Raw genomic sequence first — 15,535 nt, forward strand, 5'->3', positions numbered from 1 at the left:
AAGGATTGTATATAAATCGATGCTATTAAAAATTAAAGTATCTTCAATATAATCTGTATGAGTAAATAAATACCAGTAAGTAAAGGTGAAGTGTATTACTTTCCAAAAGGGAACATAATGAACCTAAAAATCCCTAGAGTAACTAACGGGGTGTCAGTATGAAGTTAAAGAAGAAAGCTAAGATGATGATAGTTCTGTCAGTATTAGCAAGTTTATTAGGATGTGGTAATGATATACCTAAAAGATTATCTAAATTTCATTGTACAAAAAAGATTTATGTACTTAAAAATGTTAAGAATGTAATGGAATTTTAGTGCCTGAAAATTATTTAAACTGTATAGAAGGTGAAAAGTCAGGATGTGGAATATAAAAGAGGAAGATTTAGAAGCATTTCGGATGACATGCAGAAGCCGTTTAAGTCCTGAAGGTGCGACGGGATTTATGCTTGGAACAATATTTTATATTTCGATATTTATGTTTATTATTTTTGTAGGTGATTTGAATTACTACAGCAATTTCTTTGATAGAACAATTGTTAAAACTGAAATTGTGTTATTTAGTATTCAAATTATATTTTTAATTATATATCTATTTCCGAAAGCATGTTTTAAATTTCAAAAGTTACAAACGCTAATCGTATTACTATATGCGTTTCAATTTGGAACGATATTATTTGTAGTTTCGATTGTTTCTGAAATGGCTGACAATTCAACTGGTAGGATGTATACCGGGCTATTATTTGTAGGAGCAGTTATTATCCATATTGTAGCAACGCTAGATACATTTAAACAAGCAAGTGAAGGTGCGTTTAGTAGTGATGAAAGATCCACATCGTTTTTTAGTAAAACAAAAAGAACTATGATAAAGGGGGCTACAATATATACACTAATAACTCTTATATTGATGTATTTTCAAAATGATTATTCAATTGATTTTTTTGTTATGTATGGAGTGGGAACTGTATTAATGTATGCGGTTGCAATTGGAGCGGCAGAATTCCAACTATTAGCGTACTGTAGATTTAAATTCAAGTCATTTAATATGTCATGGGAAGAGAATGAGAGAATGGGTGGGAGAATTCGAAAACAAAATAAGAAATTCAAAACGAAAAATAAATAATATATTAATAGAATTTTAGTGTTCGAAAAATAATTGAAACGTATAGAAGGTGAAGAGCCAGGATGTGGAATATAAAAGAAGAAGATTTAGATGAATTTCGAATGACATGTAATAATCGTTTAAGTCCTGAGGGGGCTATGGTTTTCTTTATTGGAGGGATAGTTTATACTTCAGTATTTATGTTTTTTATTTTTATGGGGGGCTTGGAGTATTATAATACTTTCTTTGACAAAACAATTGTTAAAATTGAAATTGTTTTATATAGCTTACAATTCATCTTTTTAATTCTATATTCATTTCCAAAAGCACGTTATAAATTTCAAAAGTTACAAACGCTCGTTGTATTATTATATGCATTTCAATTAGGTACAATAACATTTACAGCGTTAGTTCTTCCTGGGATATCTGATTATTCAATCGATCGAATGACTTTAATTTGTGTAGGGTTATTATTTGTAGGAGCAGTTATCGTTCATATTGTGACAACAATTGATACATTTAAACAAGCGAGTGAAGGTGCGTTTAGTAAGGATGAAAGATCCATCTCATTTTTTAGTAAAAGAAAAGGAGATGTGATGAAGTGGGCTACAATATATGTGCTAATCCTATTTATTTTGATATATTTTCATAATGGTTATGGAATTGATGTTTTAGTTCTTTATGCGGTAGGTATTGTTTTACTGTATACAGTAGCCATTGGAGCGGCAGAATTTCAACTATTGGTGTACTGTAGATTTAAATTCAAGTCATTTAATATGTCATGGGAAGAGAATGAGAGAATGCGTGGGAGAATTCGAAAGCGAAATACAAAATCCAAACCGGAAAGTAAATAAGAGTGAAATAGAATTGAAGTGAATGAAATTTATTTAAACTGTATAGAGGGTGAAGAGTCAGGGTGTGGGATATAAAAGAAGAAGATTTAGATAAGTTTAGGATGACATGTCAAGGACGTTTAAGTCCTGAAGGTGCTACGGGTTTTATGCTCGGAACGATATTTTATACTTCATTATTTATGGTTATTATTTTTGTGGGAGGAATGGATTATTATACTACCTTGTTTGATAAGGTAATTGTTAGGATTGAATTAGTGTTATATGGTTTGCAAGTAATGTTTTTAATTCTATATTTATTCCCTAAAGCACGTTATTTGTACTTTCTGGGATGATAGAGCATTCAATTGATCTCAATACACGTGTTTATGTAGGGCTATTAGTATTAGGTGGAATTATTGTTCATATTGTGACAACGCTTGATACGTTTAAACAAGCGAGTGAAGGTGCGTTTAGTATGGATGAAAGGTATGCTTCTTTCTTTAATAAAACAAAGGGAAAGATGATGAAGTGGGCTACATTTTACGCAGCAACTAGTTTTATTTTGATATATTTTCATAACGATTATGGGTGGGATACTTTAGGTATGTAGTAGGGCCCCTTTTAACGTATTATCCGAAAGAAGTATCCTCCCAGAGGCGTGTGAAAGACGATAGTCTAGCGGTAGGTGGGGGATGAATGTTGGTTTGGCGTAGCCAAACATTTGAGTTTCCTATTTATTTCGCCCCTCATATAATCAGTCTTATAAGAGGTAAAGTTTGGTATAACAATGAAAGTAGATAATAATCTTGTAGTGTTCAGGTTGTGTGATCACCGTCATAGCTTATGGGAAATAAAGCGGAAAATGAGGTGAATGGATATGCCAAAGCAGAATAAGGCGTATAAATTTCGTCTGTATCCAACAGAAGAACAAGCACATCTCATATGTAAAACGTTCGGATGTGTACGTTTTGTGTATAATAAAATGCTGGCTGAACGGAAAGAAATATATGAAAAACACAAAGCGAACAAGGAAGAGCTGAAGAAACAAAAATTCCCTACTCCTGCGAAATATAAAGTGGAGTATGAATGGTTGAAAGAAATTGATTCATTGGCATTGGCCAACGCTCAATTAAACTTGCAAACTGCGTATAAGAATTTTTTTTGTGGTCAAAGTGAGTTTCCTACATTCAAAAATAAAAAGAGTAGAAAATCCTATACAACGAATCGAGTAAACGGAAATATTATGTTATTTCATGGTTATATCAAATTACCAAAATTGAAAATGGTGAAACTGAAGCAACATAGAGAGATCCCACCAAATCATATCATCAAATCATGTACGATTTCGATGACACCAACTGGTAAGTATTACGTGTCTATTTTGACCGAATATGAAAAAGAAATCACTCCAAAAGAAGTAGAACGTGTAGTTGGATTAGACTTCGCAATGGCTGAATTGTACGTGAGTAGCGAAGATGAGAAAGCCAATTATCCTCGCTTTTATCATCAGATATTAGACAAATTAGCGAAGGCACAACGAGTATTAGCAAGGCGTGTGAAAGGTTCAGTGCGCTGGAATAAACAACGTATTCGTGTAGCGAAGTTGCATGAAAAGGTCGCCAATCAACGTAAAAATTTTCTTCATCACAAGTCTAAAGAATTAGCTACGAATTTTGACGTTGTAGCAATTGGAGACTTACATATGAAAGGAATGTCACGAGCACTTCGCTTTGGTAAAAGTGTAGCGGACAACGGTTGGAGGATGTTCACGACATTTTTAGAATATAAGCTGCAAGAACAAGGAAAACAGCTTGTAAAAATAGATAAATGGTTTCCTTCTACAAAGATGTGTAGTCGTTGTAGAAATAAAAAAGAAATGCCATTATGTGAACGCATGTATGCGTGTTCGTGTGGACTCACAATCGGCCGTGATTATAACGCAGCTATCAATATCAAAAAAGAAGCCATACGCTTACTAGCGTTGGCATAAATAGTAACAAAATAACCTTTGGAACAAGGGAGTTAGCTCGGCTGTCCTAGGACAAATTTGTTAGCTATCAAAAGTAGCGATGAACCGAGAAGCTCCCACTTAGGGGTATGCTCATAAGAGATACTAAGTGGGGGGGAGTTCACTGTATACGATAGCCATCGCAGCAGCAGGATTTCAGCTATTAGCATATTGCAAGTTTAAATTTCAGTCATTTAATAAAACGTGGGAGCAACATAAAAGAGAAACTCCAAGATATCAAAGGAAAAATAAAAAAGGTATATCGAAACGTAAGGCATAAAGAAAGTGCGTATTGTAAGTTTTGGTGGTAAAAAAGTAATAATTTATAGGAGAGTATTTTAACTTCTAAAAGAAAATTTAATTATGTAAGGTGATTAAAGTGATTAGTAGGTCGACCTCTTTTTTATTTTTCTAAATATTACAACTTAAGTTTTTTGAAAGCAATATAAAATTTTATGTTTAGTTCACAAACTTTCGGAAAAACTAGGAAAGATATGACAAAGGAGGTTATGAACGGTGGATCATCCAATTCAAGGATTAATGAAAGCGGCAATGGAAAATTTAAAAGAAATGGTCGATGTAAATACGATTGTTGGAGAGCCTGTTCAAACGGCTGACGGTGGTGTAGTGTTAACTGTTTCTAAAGTAGCGTTCGGGTTTGGAGCAGGAGGTTCTGATTTCCAAACGAATGATGGACAAAGAGCGAACGGTAACCCTGCATTTGGTGGCGGTAGCGCGGGTGGTGTTTCTATTACACCAGTAGCATTTCTTGTGGTGAATAAAGATGGAGTAAATATTCTTCATTTACAAAATGCGACACATTTAGCAGAAAAAATGATTGAATTAGCTCCACAAACAATTGATAAAATTCAATCGATGTTCCAAAAAGATGAAAAGAAAGAGGGAAATCATCATCCTCAAAACCCAGATGAAATCCTTTAAAAACGCCTGCTTATGAGCAGGTGTTTTTTCTTGTAATCACTATGTAATAAAACACATGAAATTGTAAATAGTTTTTGAAGTTTTTTCTATGTTTCTAAAATTTTTCATGTTAAAATATGCTATAGAATTGAAACATATAAAACGAAGGTGGCTAGGTGCTTTGTCTGGAGGATCTGACCAAGTAAAGAATATGATATATATTAATGGTAATCGTCGGGGTCATTGTTTTATTACATCAGGAATTACGTTTAAAGAGTTTGCAAGTAACATCCCTTCACCGCTTCATCAAGTGTTGCTTTTGAAGCATAACTTTGAATGGACAGATTTTCATTATCATACTTTATTTGAATATGTTGAGGAAGAAAATATACATAAGTTAATTCAAGCAGAGATTGATGAATTTGATGAATTTTGTTGGGTAGATTTTGATGATGCAAGCGATTTAGATGAACTAGAGCCAAAAGAAATTGCAGAGCTTTTATATTTGGCTCACAAAAAAGAACCACTTGCAAGAACGTTCTTTCCGCTATTGAAAAATAGATTTGTTTATTTTTCACATGATGACGGATGGTACAACAAAGTGTATTATCGTAGAATTGCTGATTTTGTAGGAATGTTAAGTAAAGTTATTCCTTATAAACTCGGTGCTTTCGGTAAGAAACGTTTTTCTTTCTTCCAAAAATCAAAAATTTTCCCAGCAATTTCTAAAGAAGTGATTATGGGGCTTATTCCATTAATGGAAGATGGTCTTTATATTGATCTGGCAGGGAAAATTGAGTCAAGAAGGGGTCTCGAAATTCCGGTATATGTAGTGGGTTCGTATGAAAGTACGGATGAGGTACTAGATAATATCGATGAATTGAAAGAAGAAGCAACAGAGACTGGTTGGCTTATTTTTGATAAGAAAGAACAAGAGTGGCAATGGGTTGTAGACTAAGAAAACTTGGCGCATGCAGTCAAGTTTTCTTGTCTTTTGAAAGGAGTACAAATGAAGAAGTATTATACAATTGTGGGTATTGTAAGTATTATTCTTGTGGCAATTTTACTTATCACTTGTCCGAAAGAATCAGATTTTAAATTGTATCTAGAAGATAAGTATGCATTGAAATGTGATGAGAGTAGTTTTGAATGCACACAAAATGTAGATGGTAAAAAAGAAAAACTAAAATTTGAAAGTACAGATGCACGAAATGGTGTATTCTTTATGACTGTAAAGCAAACATTTAAAACAGAAGCTGGTGTTACGAAAGAATATAGCGGAGTAGGAATGTTTGGTACATTTCTTTTTGTTTCAGAGAAGACTTTCTAGTAATAGAAGGTCTTTTTCTTATGCTTATGTTCATATAGATGAAGTAAGACAAGCATAGGAGGGGTATTGATGAAGAACACATGTATTGTTTGTGGCGGTGAGGAGTTTTTCTCTTCTACATTATATGCACGTACGAAACAAGACTGGGCATATGCGCCAAACATGTACCGTTTTGAAAAGGTGTTTATTGAGCATCGGGATGAAGAAAATTATCCAGTGTTTCAAGAAATTACAGCGAAACATTGTTGTGGATGCGGTCATATTATGTTGTATCACGAATGAACACACCAAGTATAACTTGGTGTGTTTTTTTAAAAAGCTGACAAAGCAAGCGGATAAAGTAAAGTAAATAAAACAGAAAAACTACCAAAACCAATTGCGGTATATCCAAGTGTTCTTGCTCCAAAATTGACAGCTAATAAGCCGACTAAAATCGCAAGAGAACCGAGTGTAACTGGATAAAATGCAATGGAGAAAAGCGAAAGAAATAAAGCGACATAACCTATCATTGCACCGGTATTTGTACCTTCTATTTCATTTGCAATTTCTTTACGCTTATGTCTAATTGGAATGCCAGCTGGTGATATTTCAGCTGCATACTCTTCGTTTTTTTCACCACTTTTAAAATGATGATTTCTCTTTCTTCGCATGTACATCCCTCTCTTTCAATTGGGTGTACCTATAGTATCTTTCATAAAAGAAAGAACATGAGTATGAGTTAAACCCAAGTAAAGCAAAAATTGGAGAATAAAGATTCCTTCATTAGCATGTACATCTCCTTATGAAGGTAAAACAGGGATTTTTGAAAATGATGTAGAATGAAATGAGTGACAAAACGTGAAGGTAGGGGATTACATGACAAAATTTAATTGGCATGAGTCAGCAGAGAAAAAATGGGATAGTAGTGCAGAATTTTGGAACCAAAATAGTCAGGAGATGTGGGATAGTGGGAGTAGGAGTACGATTATTCCATTTTTTGAACAATACGTGAAGAAAGAAGCCAAGGTGCTTGACGTTGGTTGTGGTGATGGATACGGTACATATCAATTAAGTCGCGCGGGCTATAAAGCAGTTGGAGTGGATTTATCAGAAGTGATGATTCAAAAAGGGAAGGAGCGTGGAGAGGGCCCGGATTTATCCTTTATAAAAGGAGATCTTTCTTCCTTACCATTTGAAAATGAACAATTCGAAGCAATTATGGCAATTAATTCTTTAGAATGGACCGAGGAGCCATTACGAGCATTAAATGAGATAAAGCGTGTTCTAAAAAGGGATGGATATGCATGTATTGCAATTTTAGGACCGACAGCAAAGCCGCGAGAGAACAGTTATCCTCGTTTATATGGCAAGGATGTTGTTTGTAATACGATGATGCCTTGGGAATTTGAACAGTTAGCGCAAGAACAAGGTTTTAAAGTTGTAGATGGTATCGGTGTATATAAGCGCGGAGTAAATGAGAAGATGTTAGGTCAACTATCTACAGAGTTACAACAATCGTTAACATTTTTATGGGTATTTATGTTAAAAAGCGCATAAAGAAATGAAAGAATTTTTAGGAGGTAAATAAGTGCAGAAAATACAAAAAACTGATACAATATCATCAGAACCAATTAAAGGGGGACTAGGGTATATGACAACTACTACAACAGTTAAATCCGACATTGAAATCGCACAAGAAGCGAGTATGAAGAAGATTCAAGAAATTGCAGCTGATTTAAATATTTTAGAAGATGAATTAGAGCCATACGGGCATTATAAAGGTAAGTTATCTCTTGATATTTTTAAGCGCTTACAGAATGAGAAAGACGGTAAAGTTGTTTTAGTAACAGCGATTAACCCAACTCCAGCTGGAGAAGGTAAATCAACAGTAACAGTTGGTTTAGGTCAAGCTTTTAATAAAATTGGTAAGAAAACAGTAATTGCACTTCGCGAACCATCTCTTGGGCCAACGATGGGACTAAAAGGCGGAGCAGCAGGTGGTGGTTTTTCACAGGTTGTACCTATGGAAGACATTAATCTTCACTTTACTGGAGATATCCATGCGATCACAACTGCTAATAACGCGTTAGCGGCGTTTATTGATAATCATATCCAACAAGGAAATACACTTGGAATTGATACGCGTAAAATCGTTTGGAAACGCTGTGTTGACTTGAATGATCGTGCCCTACGTAACGTAGTAATTGGTCTTGGTGGACCCGTTCAAGGTGTACCACGTGAAGATGGTTTTGATATTACAGTAGCATCTGAAATTATGGCCGTATTCTGCCTTGCGACAGATATTCAAGATTTAAAAGCACGTCTATCACGCATCGTAGTTGCTTATAATTTTGCAAATCAACCTGTAACGGTTAAAGATTTAGGCGTAGAAGGTGCGTTAACATTATTATTAAAAGACGCATTAAAACCAAACTTAGTACAAACGCTAGAAAATACACCAGCTATCATTCACGGCGGACCATTTGCGAATATCGCTCACGGTTGTAACAGTGTTATCGCTACAACAATGGCAGCAAAATTAGGTGATTATGTTATTACAGAAGCTGGATTTGGTGCTGATTTAGGTGCAGAGAAGTTTTTAGATATTAAAGCTCGTGCAGCTGGTATTAAACCAGAAGCAGTTGTTATTGTTGCGACGATTCGTGCGCTTAAAATGCATGGCGGCGTAGCAAAAGATCAATTAAAAGAAGAAAATGTAGATGCATTAGCAAAAGGTATGGAAAACTTACAGAAGCACGTTGAAACAATTCAAAGCTTCGGTGTGCCTTTCGTAATTGCAATTAATAAATTCATTACAGATACAGATGCAGAAGTTGCATACTTACAAGAATGGTGTAATGAGCGTGGCTATGCGGTATCCTTAACAGAAGTTTGGGAGAAAGGTGGCCAAGGCGGAGTTGACCTTGCTGAAAAAGTGTTAAAAGAAATTGAAAAAGGTGAAAACAACTACGCACCACTTTATGAATTAGAATTACCATTAGAAGAGAAAATTCGTACAATTGCTCAAAAAGTGTATGGCGCAAAAGACATTGAATTTGCTCCGAAAGCACGTAAGCAATTAGCTCAATATGAAGGAGAAGGTTGGAGTAACCTACCAGTTTGTATGGCGAAAACACAATACTCTCTTTCTGACGATGCAACGAAATTAGGTCGTCCATCTGACTTTATCGTTACAATTCGTGAGTTAAAATCATCTATCGGTGCAGGCTTTATCGTTGCGTTAACAGGTACAATGTTAACAATGCCAGGTCTTCCAAAACAACCAGCAGCACTTCAAATGGATGTAAATGAAGATGGAAAAGCAGTAGGTTTATTCTAAAAGGTTGTAATTCATCTCGTTTATCTGTAAACTATATATACATCAAGTGGCGCCTTTCCATCGAAAGGCGCCTGTTTTTTGGAGGAAATTATGTTTGATCCAACTGCTTTTGACAATTTAAAAGTAATCGTAGAAGGTGCTGTGTATGATTTTGATCTACATGGAGATATTCTTGTAACAGATCGAAAAGATATGATGGATCTTGCTTCATTAAGTCGTATATATCATATCTCATTTCAATTAACAGAACCGTTTGAACCGTTAGTAGAAGCAACATTTTCATTATCTGTGGATGCAAAGAACTTGTCTGGTGAAATATTAGAAGTACCACAATTTACACCAGGATGCGAAATGAAGTTAGCATTTTCATTCCCGATTGAAAAACCAGAAGTAGTGTGCGGTGAAATTGAAACTTTCATGCATTCTATATGGGGAAAAGAAAGAATGATTACGCAAAAACTTTCATACGAATATAATAAGCAAGCGATTTCATATCATAATAAGGTAGAGGTTCTATTTCAAAAAGCGATTACAGAAGACCATGTTGATGATTTAATAGCTGTTATTTCACACATGATAGAAACGGTGCGAACAATACAGCATTTTCTTCAAAAATAGAGATAAAGGAGAAAAACAAATGATAAAAGATATGCAACCATTTTTACAACAAGCTTGGGAGAAGGCTGGTTTTAAAGAGTTAACTGAAATTCAAAAACAAGCGATTCCAACTATTTTAGAAGGACAAGACGTTATAGCTGAATCTCCAACTGGAACAGGAAAAACATTAGCGTACTTATTACCCCTTTTACATAAAATTAATCCTGAAGTAAAACAGCCACAAGTTGTTGTTTTAGCGCCAACACGTGAACTTGTCATGCAAATTCATGAAGAGGTTCAAAAGTTTACAGCAGGAACTGAAATTTCAGGTGCATCTTTAATTGGTGGTGCAGATATTAAGCGCCAAGTTGAAAAATTAAAGAAACACCCAAGAGTAATTGTCGGTTCACCAGGACGTATTTTAGAATTAATTCGTATGAAAAAGCTAAAAATGCATGAAGTAAAAACAATTGTATTTGATGAATTTGATCAAATTGTAAAACAAAAAATGATGGGCGCAGTGCAAGATGTAATTAAATCTACGATGCGCGATCGTCAATTAGTATTTTTCTCGGCTACAATGACAAAAGCTGCAGAAGATGCGGCACGTGATTTAGCAGTTGAACCACAATTAGTACGTGTAACACGTGCAGAATCAAAAAGCTTAGTTGAGCATACGTATATTATTTGTGAGCGACGCGAAAAAAATGATTACGTAAGAAGAATTATGCATATGGGCGATGTAAAAGCAGTTGCGTTCTTAAACGACCCATTCCGTTTAGATGAAATTACTGAGAAATTGAAATTCCGTAAAATGAAAGCAGCAGCTCTTCATGCAGAAGCAAGTAAGCAAGAACGTGAAGCAACGATGCGTGCATTCCGCGGCGGGAAATTAGAAATTCTACTTGCTACTGATATTGCAGCACGCGGTATCGATATTGACGACTTAACACATGTAATTCATTTAGAGTTACCAGACACAGTAGACCAATATATTCACCGCTCAGGACGTACTGGACGTATGGGTAAAGAAGGAACTGTTGTATCTCTTGTAACACCACAAGAAGAGCGTAAATTACTGCAATTTGCGAAAAAACTAGGTATCGTATTTACGAAGCAAGAAATGTTCAAAGGATCATTTGTAGAAACGAAACCGAAAGCACCAAAGAAAAAGAAACCAGCGTTTACAGGGAAGAAAAAGCCTAGATAAATGATGGGGAAGGCGTAACTATTTGTAGTTACGTCTTTTTTGTTTGTAATCAAGTGATAATGGGAATTGTATTAGTGCTTTTTTATATGCTTCTACTGGGGGTATCGAAAAAAGGTAGTTTATTTATTTGGTTTATACGAGGAAATAATATAAAAAAAGTCGAATATTAAATTGGCTTCAATGGATATAACATGATCGAAAGAAATGATTATTTTGACGAACTAGATGGGATGAGTCAGTCGATAAATTTTGCAAAGAAGTACATACCAACTCAAAAGGAATAATGATAGTACATGTAGAAACCTACTTAGAATATAAAAAACATTAGGGGGAAATGAAATGATTCATAAGGTCGGACAAATTATGCTGTATGTAAACAATCAAGATGAGGCAGTCAATTTTTGGACGGAAAAGGTAGGGTTTCATGTAGTAGCAGAGGAAGATAACAAGCAAGGAATGAGATGGATTGAAATCGCTCCGACTAACGGTGCTGAAACGAGCATTATACTACATAATAAAGAAGTGATTTCTAAAATGAGCCCAGAATTGAATCTTGGTACACCATCTTTAATGTTCTTCTCAGAAAATCTTGATCAATTATATACAGATTTAACAAATAAAAATGTTACTGTTGGAGAAATGGTAACTATGCCTTCTGGTAAAGTTTTTAACTTTGCTGATAGTGAAGGGAATTATTTTGCGGTTATGGAAAAGAACCAATAATAATATTGTTATGTGAAAATCCCCCCTCAAATATATTGAGGGGGATTACATATTTGAAGTGGATTTTTCATTAGAGAGTTGATTAATATAAAATACGCCTTTTTCAATAGCTGTCTCAATATAACCAATGATTTGATTAAACGTAAACACCTGTAAGTCTTTATGCAAATGTTGCTCTGGATACAACATATCTTCAAAAAGATATTTTCGAAATTCTAAAACATTTTCTTTAGAAACCTCTTCAATATCGACAATGTGAGCATCTTGATTGAGAAGCGAGAAGAGCTGTTGTTCTTTATCGTAATGATGAAGCAACTTTGCATTTAACAATTTAAAATCGTTATAGTACAGGGGTGCGATCGTCTCGTCATTTTCTATTCTATTTTTTAGCCAAGGTAGAAAAAATCCACTTAGCCAATTATCATCGGCAATGAGGTGAGTGTAATAGCCTAAGAGAAAAGGGGAATCCATTTGAGCTTTATATTTTTGAAAAAAAGAATTGAAAGCTATCCTTCTCGTATAATTTTTCGTTGTGCCAGCGTAAAAATGTGAAGTTCCTTTTTCTTCTGTTGAATGAACTGCATCAGGAGCTACACCTCCAAGTATGAAAGAAGTTTTATCTTGAATACATAGTTTTTCGGCAATACCGTTAGCGATAATAGCATGCATAATTCGTGATCCCATGAATGACACCTCGGTTTCAAGTATTCATTTTAGGAAGATGACTGAACAGTTAGTATTACTTTCCCTGTACTTTTTCTACTTTCGACCCATTCATGTGCTTTCCCTGCATCTTGGAGTGGAAAAGATTTCGTAGCCGTTATTTGCAAACGTCCGTCACGCAAATAACGGAATACTTCATTTGCAGTTGCTTGGAGTAGTTCAGGACGTTTTTTTCGTGTAGTTCCAAAGCTAAAACCGAGTATAGAACGGCAACTTGCATGTAAATCTTTCGTTTGGAAATTGCCAATTTCACCACTAGCATTACCGAAATGAACGAGGCGACCGTAATAAGCAAGACATTTTAAACTTCTTTCCGAAACAGTTCCAGAAATAGAATCTAAAATTACATCAACCCCTTCACCGTTTGTCAGCTCATTGACTTTCTCTACAAAATCTTCATTCTGATGACAAATTACATAATCAGCTCCAGCATATAAAGGAATTTCTTTTTTTGCTTCACTTCCGACAGTACCGATAACTGTTCCAGCCCCTAATAGTTTTGCAAGTTGAATAGCTGTAGTACCGATTCCACCAGCAGCCGCATGAATGAGTACTGATTCGCCTTGTTGAAGCCTTGCAACATTTGCGAGTAAATTATAACCTGTAAAAGATACAATCGGACAAGCAGCTGCAGTTTGAAAGTCGACTTCATCAGGTAATACGAAAGTAAGATTTTCATTTGAAACAACGTATTCTGCATAAGATCCATTTTGAGGAAAAGCAATGACACGTTGTCCAGGGTTTATATTTTTTACATGAGAGCCGACACGTTCTACTATACCAGCGACATCTATCCCTGGAATAAAAGGTAGTGCTTTATTTCCTTTTTTGCGATAACGTGATTTAATGTCAGCGAAATTTACACTTGTAGCAACAACGCGAATTAAAACTTGATTTTCTGAAATAACCGGCATATTCACATCTGTATATTTCATCACTTCAGGACCACCGAACGATGTTACAATGATAGCTTTCATTATTTATCCCCCTAAATTTGACTATATAAATCATTTTAAATCTTTATCAGAAATTGGAAAATTATATAATAGTTATGCAAGGTTATAAGTGAAGCTTATGAACGTATTGAATCATTATATTAATTTATATAAAAACTTTTGAAAAAATCGAACGAAATATAGATTACTTGCCAATATAAAGTGTAAGACAAAGGAGGGGTGGTATATGAGGGAAGAAACAGTGTATACAGATTTGATCCAATTAACTTTATCAGGCAATAAAGAAGCGTATAGCGAATTGTATGATGTAACGATTCACGAAGTATATAAGACAGCACATTTTTTAATAGATGATAAAGCGGATGTAGATGATGTCGTTCAAGAAATATACATACAACTATATGAATCGCTTCGTAAGTATGATAGCGAGAAGCCATTTCGTCCTTGGCTAATTGGACTTGTAATTAAACAAATTCACTCTTATAGAAGAAAGAGGTGGATGCGACTACGAATTATAAAAAAAGCAGAAGAGCAGAGAAAACCGGTACAAATTGATTTTTCTAACGATGTTGTAAGTAAAATATCAAACCAAAAACTAATCGAACTTATTCATAAATTACCGTATAAATTGAAACAAGTTATTATTTTAAGATACTTACACGATTACTCACAAGAAGAAGTAGCACAAATATTACATATTCCAATTGGTACTGTGAAATCTAGAATTCATTCGGCCTTAAAGAAACTACGTCAAAAAGAGCAAGTAGAAGAAATCTTTTTAGGAGAGGTAGGGAATGTGAAATGAGTTTAGATTGTAAGGTTCGAGAATCTATACAAGAAGAAGCGAAGGGGATTGTTGCACCGCCGGAGTTAAAAGAAAAAGTAATCGTTCAAATAAAAATGAATCGTGGTGGAAGTAAGGTGAAAAAACGCCTTATCGCAGGAGTTCTTGCAGCGGCCTTTTTAATCCCGACAACTGGTTTTGCGTATCAATCTATTATGGCAGATGGTATATACGGGTCTTTTGAAAACTTAAAAAAACATGCTGGAACGATGACATTAGAGGCGTACATGCGTTTTAGTGCAAAGCTATCAGAAGCGAAAGATGAAATGGGGACAAAAGAATATGAAGTGTTTACAAAAGAACTAAAGAAATTAACAAATGCAAAGCTTGCGTACGGAGATGCGAACGGTAATATTGATTATGATGCATTATCACCAGAAAAAAGAGAAGAAATGAAAACGGTAAGTATGGGCCTTCAACCATACTTTGATAAATTAAATGGTCATAAATCTAGTAAAGAAGTATTAACGCAAGAAGAGTTTGATCGCTATATGGAAGCTTTAATGACACATGAAATAGTACGAGTGAAAACAAAATCAACTGGTGCAATAAAAGTAGAAGAAGTACCTGAGGCATATAAAGAAAGATTTATGAAAGCGGAGCAGTTTATGGAGTATGTAGATGAAAAGGTGAGATAAGTAAAAAAGCTCAGAGTCTAAGCTCCGAGCTTTTCTTATTGAAACGTAAATATATTAACCACCTATGCCTTTTGCTAGCAATAGGAAGTATACAACTACTAATATTACGCCATTTAATGCAGTACTAACTATTCTGAATAACCAATTTTTTGATGCGATTGCAAAAATAATACCTAGTAATGAAAGTATACCTAGAATCGTAATAATTAAGGTTAAATTTGTATGAGGTCCTCTTAGAATAAAGAAAGAACATATACTTGCGAGAAACATTAGACACGAGAATCCAAAAAGTCTATACATAATAATTCTCCCTTGATTGAAATGTAATTTGACTT

The 15,535-nt window shown here is 34.7% G+C and carries 18 protein-coding genes and 2 pseudogenes; 16 read left to right on the forward strand and 4 right to left on the reverse strand.

All coding sequences use genetic code 11. The features are described from left to right. Positions 1–357 precede the first annotated feature (357 nt). The 8 genes and pseudogenes from PDQ68_RS00990 to PDQ68_RS01025 all read left to right on the forward strand — a co-directional run bounded on the left by PDQ68_RS00990 (position 358) and on the right by PDQ68_RS01025 (position 6,472). Complete coding sequence (locus PDQ68_RS00990; RefSeq protein WP_270786562.1) at positions 358–1,119, forward strand: hypothetical protein; 762 nt, start codon at positions 358–360, stop codon at positions 1,117–1,119. A gap of 62 nt (positions 1,120–1,181) precedes the next feature. Beyond that, complete coding sequence (locus PDQ68_RS00995; protein WP_073531163.1) at positions 1,182–1,952, forward strand: hypothetical protein; 771 nt, start codon at positions 1,182–1,184, stop codon at positions 1,950–1,952. A 62-nt stretch (positions 1,953–2,014) separates the two neighbouring features. Next, positions 2,015–2,532, forward strand: a pseudogene (locus tag PDQ68_RS01000) (hypothetical protein); the annotation flags it as partial. A 276-nt stretch (positions 2,533–2,808) separates the two neighbouring features. Continuing rightward, on the forward strand, positions 2,809–3,921 hold the full coding sequence (locus tag PDQ68_RS01005; RefSeq protein ID WP_472926912.1) for an RNA-guided endonuclease TnpB family protein: 1,113 nt from the start codon (positions 2,809–2,811) through the stop codon (positions 3,919–3,921). A 534-nt stretch (positions 3,922–4,455) separates the two neighbouring features. Then, complete coding sequence (gene ytfJ / locus PDQ68_RS01010; protein ID WP_000349987.1) at positions 4,456–4,881, forward strand: GerW family sporulation protein; 426 nt, start codon at positions 4,456–4,458, stop codon at positions 4,879–4,881. 160 nt (positions 4,882–5,041) lie between these two features. Continuing rightward, on the forward strand, positions 5,042–5,818 hold the full coding sequence (locus tag PDQ68_RS01015) for an oxalate:formate antiporter (protein WP_000014090.1): 777 nt from the start codon (positions 5,042–5,044) through the stop codon (positions 5,816–5,818). Positions 5,819–5,869: 51 nt separating this feature from the next. Continuing rightward, complete coding sequence (locus PDQ68_RS01020; protein WP_000761181.1) at positions 5,870–6,190, forward strand: hypothetical protein; 321 nt, start codon at positions 5,870–5,872, stop codon at positions 6,188–6,190. A gap of 69 nt (positions 6,191–6,259) precedes the next feature. After that, positions 6,260–6,472: a hypothetical protein gene (locus PDQ68_RS01025; protein ID WP_000798747.1), complete on the forward strand. Its 213-nt coding sequence runs from the start codon at positions 6,260–6,262 to the stop codon at positions 6,470–6,472. A 29-nt stretch (positions 6,473–6,501) separates the two neighbouring features. On the opposite strand, the gene PDQ68_RS01030 is transcribed toward PDQ68_RS01025, so the two are convergent. Beyond that, a complete protein-coding gene (locus tag PDQ68_RS01030; RefSeq protein ID WP_001253199.1) occupies positions 6,502–6,840 on the reverse strand; it encodes a hypothetical protein in 339 nt (112 codons plus the stop codon). A 205-nt stretch (positions 6,841–7,045) separates the two neighbouring features. Here PDQ68_RS01030 and PDQ68_RS01035 point away from each other — a divergent pair, with 205 nt between their 5' ends. The 6 genes and pseudogenes from PDQ68_RS01035 (at position 7,046) to PDQ68_RS01060 (ending at position 12,039) form a co-directional block, all read left to right on the forward strand. After that, positions 7,046–7,726, forward strand: a complete 681-nt coding sequence (locus PDQ68_RS01035; RefSeq protein WP_000160040.1) for a class I SAM-dependent methyltransferase — start codon at positions 7,046–7,048, stop codon at positions 7,724–7,726. A 94-nt stretch (positions 7,727–7,820) separates the two neighbouring features. Beyond that, a complete protein-coding gene (locus tag PDQ68_RS01040; RefSeq protein WP_333724088.1) occupies positions 7,821–9,509 on the forward strand; it encodes a formate--tetrahydrofolate ligase in 1,689 nt (562 codons plus the stop codon). A gap of 90 nt (positions 9,510–9,599) precedes the next feature. Beyond that, positions 9,600–10,127 (forward strand): hypothetical protein, encoded by a 528-nt coding sequence (locus PDQ68_RS01045; RefSeq protein ID WP_000460210.1) that lies wholly within the window; start codon positions 9,600–9,602, stop codon positions 10,125–10,127. Between the two features lie 19 nt (positions 10,128–10,146). Beyond that, the gene (locus PDQ68_RS01050; RefSeq protein WP_000588613.1) at positions 10,147–11,316 is read left to right on the forward strand and encodes a DEAD/DEAH box helicase; all 1,170 of its coding nucleotides are present in this window, start codon (positions 10,147–10,149) and stop codon (positions 11,314–11,316) included. A gap of 170 nt (positions 11,317–11,486) precedes the next feature. Next, positions 11,487–11,600: pseudogene (locus PDQ68_RS01055) on the forward strand (sugar phosphate isomerase/epimerase family protein); the annotation flags it as partial. Positions 11,601–11,655: 55 nt separating this feature from the next. Further along, a complete protein-coding gene (locus PDQ68_RS01060) occupies positions 11,656–12,039 on the forward strand; it encodes a VOC family protein (RefSeq protein WP_000581478.1) in 384 nt (127 codons plus the stop codon). A 45-nt stretch (positions 12,040–12,084) separates the two neighbouring features. Here the strand turns inward: PDQ68_RS01060 and PDQ68_RS01065 are convergent, their stop codons facing one another. Continuing rightward, positions 12,085–12,723: a zinc dependent phospholipase C family protein gene (locus tag PDQ68_RS01065; RefSeq protein WP_061182762.1), complete on the reverse strand. Its 639-nt coding sequence runs from the start codon at positions 12,721–12,723 to the stop codon at positions 12,085–12,087. 29 nt (positions 12,724–12,752) lie between these two features. Then, positions 12,753–13,739, reverse strand: a complete 987-nt coding sequence (locus PDQ68_RS01070) for a quinone oxidoreductase family protein (protein ID WP_061182763.1) — start codon at positions 13,737–13,739, stop codon at positions 12,753–12,755. Positions 13,740–13,944: 205 nt separating this feature from the next. Between PDQ68_RS01070 and PDQ68_RS01075 the strand changes: the two genes are divergently transcribed. Together PDQ68_RS01075 and PDQ68_RS01080 are read left to right on the forward strand one after the other, a co-directional pair. Continuing rightward, positions 13,945–14,523, forward strand: coding sequence for a sigma-70 family RNA polymerase sigma factor (locus PDQ68_RS01075; protein ID WP_061182764.1), 579 nt, complete (start codon positions 13,945–13,947; stop codon positions 14,521–14,523). Continuing rightward, complete coding sequence (locus PDQ68_RS01080; protein ID WP_000050659.1) at positions 14,520–15,200, forward strand: DUF3600 domain-containing protein; 681 nt, start codon at positions 14,520–14,522, stop codon at positions 15,198–15,200. Before PDQ68_RS01075 ends, PDQ68_RS01080 begins: the two co-directional genes overlap by 4 nt. Positions 15,201–15,254: 54 nt before the next feature. Here PDQ68_RS01080 and PDQ68_RS01085 read toward each other — a convergent pair whose 3' ends face one another. Beyond that, complete coding sequence (locus PDQ68_RS01085; RefSeq protein WP_016717338.1) at positions 15,255–15,500, reverse strand: hypothetical protein; 246 nt, start codon at positions 15,498–15,500, stop codon at positions 15,255–15,257. Positions 15,501–15,535 lie beyond the last annotated feature (35 nt).

Source organism: Bacillus cereus group sp. Bc010 (genome assembly GCF_027716745.1).
Lineage (GTDB): Bacteria > Bacillota > Bacilli > Bacillales > Bacillaceae_G > Bacillus_A > Bacillus_A pacificus.